The organism is Variovorax sp. 01T439_2, from assembly GCF_056398445.1.
The window spans coordinates 1-6,856 of record NZ_JBFTPJ010000231.1 but is presented as its reverse complement, the minus strand read 5'-3'; the positions used below and the strand labels follow the sequence as shown (position 1 = coordinate 6,856).

Annotated in this window: 7 protein-coding genes; 2 read left to right on the top strand and 5 right to left on the bottom strand. The window is 67.5% G+C overall.

Annotated features, from left to right (window positions below):
• The 3 genes from AC1DOC_RS13090 to AC1DOC_RS13080 all read right to left on the bottom strand — a co-directional run.
• On the bottom strand, window positions 1-440 hold a 440-nt coding region (locus tag AC1DOC_RS13090), incomplete at its 3' end, for an enoyl-CoA hydratase-related protein (protein ID WP_478129900.1).
• Window positions 437-913 (bottom strand): MarR family winged helix-turn-helix transcriptional regulator, encoded by a 477-nt coding sequence (locus AC1DOC_RS13085; RefSeq protein ID WP_015867787.1) that lies wholly within the window; start codon window positions 911-913, stop codon window positions 437-439. The genes AC1DOC_RS13090 and AC1DOC_RS13085, both read right to left, overlap by 4 nt.
• Window position 914: 1 nt before the next feature.
• The gene (locus tag AC1DOC_RS13080) at window positions 915-3,263 is read right to left on the bottom strand and encodes a bifunctional salicylyl-CoA 5-hydroxylase/oxidoreductase (protein WP_369663744.1); all 2,349 of its coding nucleotides are present in this window, start codon (window positions 3,261-3,263) and stop codon (window positions 915-917) included.
• Window positions 3,264-3,418: 155 nt separating this feature from the next.
• On the opposite strand from AC1DOC_RS13080, the gene AC1DOC_RS13075 reads away from it, so the two are divergent.
• The gene (locus tag AC1DOC_RS13075; protein WP_478080171.1) at window positions 3,419-4,687 is read left to right on the top strand and encodes a class I SAM-dependent methyltransferase; all 1,269 of its coding nucleotides are present in this window, start codon (window positions 3,419-3,421) and stop codon (window positions 4,685-4,687) included.
• A 12-nt stretch (window positions 4,688-4,699) separates the two neighbouring features.
• Window positions 4,700-5,023 carry a DUF1840 domain-containing protein gene (locus AC1DOC_RS13070; protein WP_015867784.1) on the top strand — a complete coding sequence of 108 codons (324 nt, stop codon included), beginning with the start codon at window positions 4,700-4,702 and terminating at the stop codon, window positions 5,021-5,023.
• A gap of 112 nt (window positions 5,024-5,135) precedes the next feature.
• On the opposite strand, the gene AC1DOC_RS13065 is transcribed toward AC1DOC_RS13070, so the two are convergent.
• Complete coding sequence (locus AC1DOC_RS13065) at window positions 5,136-6,155, bottom strand: Bug family tripartite tricarboxylate transporter substrate binding protein (protein ID WP_018905171.1); 1,020 nt, start codon at window positions 6,153-6,155, stop codon at window positions 5,136-5,138.
• Between the two features lie 63 nt (window positions 6,156-6,218).
• A partial coding sequence (locus tag AC1DOC_RS13060) for a substrate binding domain-containing protein (protein ID WP_478129899.1) occupies window positions 6,219-6,856 on the bottom strand: 638 nt, incomplete at its 5' end.

Here is a 6,856-nt window from a genome sequence, read left to right as displayed (position 1 = left end):
CCATAGCGCAGGTCGCAGGCCAGCGCGATCATCGCGCCGGCACCGGCGCACACGCCGTCGATCGCGCCGACGATCGGCTGCGGGCAATGGCGGATGGCCTTGACCAGGTCGCCGGTCATGCGTGTGAACTCGAGCAGCTCGGGCATGCGCATGCCGGTGAGCGGGCCGATGATCTCGTGCACGTCGCCGCCCGAGCAGAAGTTGCCGCCGGCGCCGGTGACCACGATGGCCTTCACGTCGGTTGCATAGGTCAACGCACGGAACAGGTCGCGCAGCTCGGCGTACGAATCGAAGGTCAGCGGATTCTTGCGCTCGGGGCGGTTCAGCGTGATGGTGCCGACGCCCGCTTCGTAGTGCCACGCGAAGTGCTTCGCCGCGTAAGGCGCCTTGGCCTCGAATTGCGCGTGCATGGGATTGCCCGCGCCGATGTAGTGCTTCATTCGGCCTCCGCCATCTGGCTGTGTGAGTGTTGCTTGACCTTGCCGAGCAGCTTGTGCAGCTGCGCGATCTCCTTGGCGCTGAGCGCCGCGAAGGCATCGACGATCCAGTCTTCGTGCTGCTGCGCCATCTCGTTGAAGAGCTTGCGGCCGCGCGCCGTGAGCCGCACGCGCCAGGCGCGGCGGTCGCCCTCGACGTTGATGCGCTCGACCAGCCCTTCGGTCACGAGCTGGTCGGTGATGCCGGTGACGTTGCCGCCCGTCACCATCATGCGGCGCGACAGCTCGTTCATCTTCAGGCCGTCGGGCGAGCGCTCGAGCTGCGACATCAGGTCGAAGCGCGGCAGCGTGGTGGCGAACTGCGAGCGCAGTTCGTTGCGCACCTGCTTCTCGATCAGCTGGGTGCAGGTGAGCAGCCGCAGCCAGAGGCGCAGGGCCTCGGGGTGCTCGCTGTGGGCGCGTGCTTCGAGGTCCATGTCAGTGCGTCTCCTCGTTGTTGGAGGCAGCCAATGCGGCGTTCGCAGCGGCAGCGATCTGCTGCTGCTTGGCGATCTCGCGGTACATCTGGTCGCGCCCGCTCAGGTACTGCTTCGGCCAGTCGACGTCGCGGCTTTGCAGCTTGGCGGCCTCGTGCAGGGTCCATGCGGGATCGGCAAGGTGCGGGCGGGCGATGGCGCAGAGGTCGGCGCGGCCGGCCGCGATGATGCTGTTGGCCTGGTCGGCGTCGGTGATGGCGCCGACCGCAATGGTCGAGATGCCGACCTCGTTGCGGATGCGGTCCGAGAACGGCGTCTGGTACATGCGGCCGTACACCGGCTTGGCGGTGCGCGTGGTCTGGCCGGAGGACACGTCGATGAAATCGGCGCCGGCTTCCTTGAAGAGGCGCGCCACCACCACGGCATCGGCATCGGTGTTGCCGCCAGGGGCCCAGTCGTGCGCCGAGATGCGCACGCTCATCGGCTTGTCTTGCGGCCAGGCGGCGCGCATCGCGCGGAACACCTCGAGCGGATAGCGGCAGCGCGCTTCGATGTCGCCGCCGTATTCGTCGGTGCGCAGGTTGGTGAGCGGGCTGATGAAGGCCGACAGCAGGTAGCCGTGCGCGCAGTGCAGCTCGAGCCAGTCGAAGCCGCATTCGGCGGCGCGGCGCGTGGACGCCACGAACTGGTCGCGCATGGCGTCCATCTGCTCGCGCGTCATCGCGGCCGGCAGCTGGTTCTGTTCGCCGTAGGCCACCGCGCTGGCGGCCAGCAGCGGCCAGTTGCCGCTTTCGAGCGGCTCGTCGGTGCCTTCCCAGCCCACGCGGGTCGAGCCCTTGGGGCCGCTGTGGCCGAGCTGCATGGCGATCTTGGCGCTCGACTGCGTGTGCACGAAGTCGACGATGCGCTTGAACGCGGCCTGCTGCGCGTCGTTGTACAGGCCCGTGCAGCCGGGGGTGATGCGGCCTTCGGCCGTCGGGCTCGTCATCTCGACGAACACCATGGCGGCGCCGCCGAGCGCGCGGGCGCCCAGGTGCACCAGCAAAAAGTCCTGCGGCACGCCGTCGACCGCGCTGTAGGTGGCCATCGGCGACACCAGGATGCGGTTCTTCAGCGTGAGGCCGCGCACCTGCAGCGGCATCAGCATGGGCGCAACGGGCTTGCCGCCGGCGAGCCACTGCTCGTAGCCGCCGAGCCATTGCGTGTCGCGCACACGCAGGTTCTCGTGGCTGATGCGCTGGGAGCGCGTGAGCAGCGAATAAGCGAACTGCTCGATCTGCATGCCGGTGTAGCGCGGTACGTTCTCGAACCATTCGGTGGAGTTGCGCGCGGCGTTCTGGATCTTGAGCACCTCGACGCTGCGGCGCGCCTCGTAGCCCTCGAGCACGTGGTCGACGGTGCCGCCCTGCGCGAATTCGTTGGCCAGGTCGATCGCGTCTTCCAGCGCGAGCTTGGTGCCCGAGCCGATCGAGAAGTGCGCCGTGTGCGCCGCGTCGCCCATCAGCACCACGGGCACCGAGCGGCCCTCGACATCGATGCGGTGGGTCCAGCGCTCGCACACCACGCGCGGAAATCGGATCCAGTTGGCCGAGCCGCGCAGGTGCGTGGCATTGCTGATGAGCGAATGGCCGCCCAGGTACTTGGCGAACAGCTTCTCGCAGAAGGCGATGGCCTCGGGCTGCTCCATCTGGTCGAGGCCGTGGGCTTTCCACACGGCCTCGGGCGTCTCGACGATGAAGGTCGAGGTCTTGTCGTCGAACTGGTAGGCGTGGGCCTGGAACCAGCCGTGCTCGGTCTGTTCGAAGGCGAAGGTGAAGGCGTCGAAGGTCTGGTGCGTGCCCAGCCACACGAAGCGGCAGTTGCGAAGGTCGACGTCGGGCTTGAACACGTCGGCATAGCGCTGGCGGATGCGGCTGTTCAGGCCGTCGCTCGCAATCACCAGGTCGGCGTTGTACTGGGCGGCGATCGCCTGGTCGTCGGTGGCGTCGGTCTCGAAGACCAGCTTCACGCCGAGCGCGAGGCAGCGCTCCTGCAGGATGTTCAGGAGGCGCTTGCGGCCGATGCCGCAGAAGCCATGGCCGCCCGAGCGCACCTGCCGGCCCTTGAAGAACACCTGGATGTCGTCCCAGTGGTGGAACTCGCTGCCGATCAGCGCCGCGGTCTCGGCGTCGGCCGCGCGCAGGTTGGCGAGCGTCTGGTCGCTGAGCACCACGCCCCAGCCGAAGGTGTCGAAGGGGCGGTTGCGCTCCACCACGGTGATCTCGAGCGCGGGATTGCGCGCCTTCATCAGCAGCGCGAAGTACAGGCCCGCGGGGCCGCCGCCGATGCACAGGATGCGTTGAAGGTCCATGGCGGGTGCGGCAGGGGAGCCGGTGGTTAGGCTGTTCATGGTTGAATAGTTTAAGCATAAACAATCTGGTGTCAACGGGGCCATCCCCAGCGGGGTACCCGGGGCGCGGCGGGTGTCATGCAAAAAATCGAAAAAATCAATACCATCACCTCACCATGCAAAGCTTGATACCCAAGATCGAGTCGCAGCTTGCGTCGCTGCCCGTGCCCATCGCGCTGGAATTGCCTGATGGCCGAAGAGTTGCCAAGCCGGGGTCGCGTGTCACCCTGGCGTTCAGCGAGTGGTCGGCGCTGGCCAAGCTGGCGGCGCACCAGGTGGGGGCCATCGGCGAGGCCTACGTCGAAGGCCGGGTGCAGATCGAAGGCGCGATGCGCGACCTGATCGACGCCACCGTCGGCATGCTGCCGGGCAACCCGGCGGAGACCAACACCACCTGGTGGACCCGCCTGATGCGGCTGGCCAAGTCCCACAGCTCGCATTCGCTGCACAAGGATGCCGAGCAGATCCAGTTCCACTACGACGTTTCCGACGACTTCTACGCGCTGTGGCTCGATCCGCGCCGGGTGTATTCGTGTGCGTACTTTCGCACCCCCGGGCTGACGCTGGCAGAGGCCCAGGAGGCCAAGCTGGACCACATCTGCCGCAAGCTCATGCTGCAGCCCGGCGAGCGTTTTCTCGACATCGGCTCCGGCTGGGGCGGGCTGCTGCTGTGGGCGGCGGAGCACTACGGCGTCGACGCCACCGGCATCACGCTGTCGAAGAACCAGCATGCGCACGTGCAGCGCCTGATCCAGGACAAGGGACTGCAGGGCCGCGTGCGGGTGGAGCTGCGCGACTACCGCGAACTTTCCGCTGACGCGCCCTTCGACAAGATCGCATCGGTGGGCATGTTCGAGCATGTGGGCGCGGCCAACATGCCCACCTATTTCCGCAAGATCCATTCGCTGCTCAAGCCCGGTGGGCTGGTGCTGAACCACGGCATCACCTCGGGCCAGCTCGACTACCGCCAGCTGGGCGCGGGCATGGGCGACTTCATCGAGAAGTACATCTTTCCGGGCGGCGAGCTGCTGCACGTGACGCATGTGCTGCGCGAGACGGCGGCCGCGGGCCTGGAGATGGTCGATACCGAAAGCCTGCGCCCGCACTATGCGCGCACGCTGTGGGCCTGGTCGGACGCGCTGGAGTCGCAGCTGGACACGGCGCGCGAGGTGCTCGCGCGCGCGGGCGGGCGGCAGGGCGAGAATGCCGAGCGCATCCTGCGCGCCTACCGCCTCTACCTGGCGGGCTCGGCCATGAGCTTCGAGCAGGGCTGGATCTCACTGCACCAGATGCTTTCGACCAAGCCCGACGGCCGGGTCGAGCATGGTGTTTTGCGCGGTTCGCAATCGGTGTACCCTTTTGCCCGTGACTACATCTACAAGTGAGTGAGAACAACCATGCTGTACCGATTCCAGTCCCGGGCCTCCCCTGACTTCGTGATGCTGGAGGTGCATGCCCGCCAGCTGTTCGACATCATCGGCAAGGCACCCGCGCCGCAAGGCATCGTCACGGTCGAGCAGATCCCGGGCGCCATTGCGGCGCTCGAGTCCGCGCTGGCGCGCGAGGCCAGCAACCCGCACAACCACGACGACTACGCCGTCGAAGGCCACGCCAACGAGGCCGAGAAGCAGCACGTGGGCCTGCACCAGCGCGCAGCCCCGCTGCTCCACATGCTCAGGGACTCCCTGGCCGAGAAAAAAGACGTGACCTGGAAGACCTGAGCGCCTGTCTTTTTATTTCGAGGAGCGCCGCGGAACCGGCTTCGCCGGGCCGCAGGCGCTGCCCCCTGCAAGGGGGAGGGAGAAGCGACACGAAGTGCGCGAAGCCTGGGGGTTAGTCCACTTTCGCGCCTGAGTCCTTCACCACCTTCGCCCACTTCACGTGCTCGCTGGCAATCAGCTTGGCGAAGTCGGCTGGCGAATTGCCGCTCGGGATGGCGCCCTGGGCGAGCATCTTTTCCTTGATGGCGGGGGTGCCGAGCGACTTGGCCACCTCCTGCTGGATCCGGTTCACGATCTCGGGCGAGGTGCCGGCCGGCGCCAGCAGGCCGAACCACGAGCTCGCCTCGAAGCCCTTGAGCGACGGACCGCCCGCTTCCTCGACCGTCGGAATGTCGGGCAGCGCCGGCGAACGCTTGGCGCTGGTCACGGCCAGGGCCGTGAGCTTGCCGCCCTTGATCTGCGCCATCGACGAGGGCAGGTTGTCGAACATCACGTCGGCATTGCCGCCCACCATGTCCAGCAGCGCCGGGCCCGAGCCCTTGTACGGGATGTGGGCCATGAAGGTGCCGGTCATGCTCTTGAAAAGCTCGCCCGCCAGGTGGATCGAGGTGCCGCTGCCGCTCGAGGCCATGTTGAGCTTGCCGGGATTGGCCTTGGCGTACTTGATGAAGTCCTGCACGTTGTGGATGTTCAGCGCCTTGGCCTTGTCGGCGTTCATTTCCATCACGTTCGGCACGGCCGCCACCAGCGTGATCGGCACGAAATCCTTGATCGGGTCGAATGGCAGCTTGGGATAGAGCGCGCGGTTGATGCCGTGCGTGCCGACCGTGCCCATCAGGAGCGTATAGCCGTCGTTCGGCGCGCGCGCCACGATCTCGGCGCCCACGTTGCCGCCCGCGCCCGCGCGGTTGTCGACGATGAACTGCTGGCCGAAGGCCTTCGACAGTTCGGGCGCAACGGCGCGCGCCAGGATGTCGGTGGTGCCGCCRGCCGCAAAGGGCACGACGATGCGCACCGGCTTGGTCGGCCAGGTGCTCTGGGCCCAGGAAGGAGTGGCTGCGAGGGCGATGGCGGCGGCGGAAGCCGCCAGTGCGGCGCGGCGGTTCGTCTTGAAATTTGAAGAAGAGGTCATGCGGGCGTTTGTACAGGGGAACCGCCGCGCGCATGGCGGGTAAAAACCCCGTGGGGCGCCGGTCTATGCCACCTGCATGCGCTCGGCAAAACGCTCGCTGCGAAAGCGCTCGAGCACGAAGTCGATGAACACGCGGGTCTTCGCGGGCAGCAGCTTCTTGCTCGGGTAGTAGAGCCAGACCGCGCCCGCATCGAAGTGCCACTCGGGCAGCAGCCGCACCAGCTCGCCGCTGCGAAGCCCGCGTTCGACGAAGGGCATCGGCAGCATGGCGACGCCCAGGCCCATCAGCGCGGCATGCGCAATGGCTTCGGGGTCGTTGAAGATCGCGCGCGGCCGCGGCAGTTCCACCGTGGCCTGGTCGCCGCCCGCGTGCTGCAGCGTCCAGCTGCGAAGCCGGCCGGTGGGCGAGGAGCGCCGCAGCAGGGCGTCCAGCTGCGCCAGTTCCGCGGGCTGCGCCGGCAGCGCGCGGCCTGCCAGGTAGGCCGGGGCGGCCACCGCCACCACATGGATGCGCGCCAGTTCGCGCGCCACCACGCCGGGCGAGAGCTCGATGCCGCCGCCGATGGCCGCGTCGAAGCCTTCGCCCACGAGGTCCACCTGCTGGTTGTCGAAGTGCCAGTCGGGCAGGATGGACGGATAGCGGGCCAGGAAGTCGCCCATCATCGGCAGCACATGCTCGCGGCCGAAGGCCTGGCCCATGC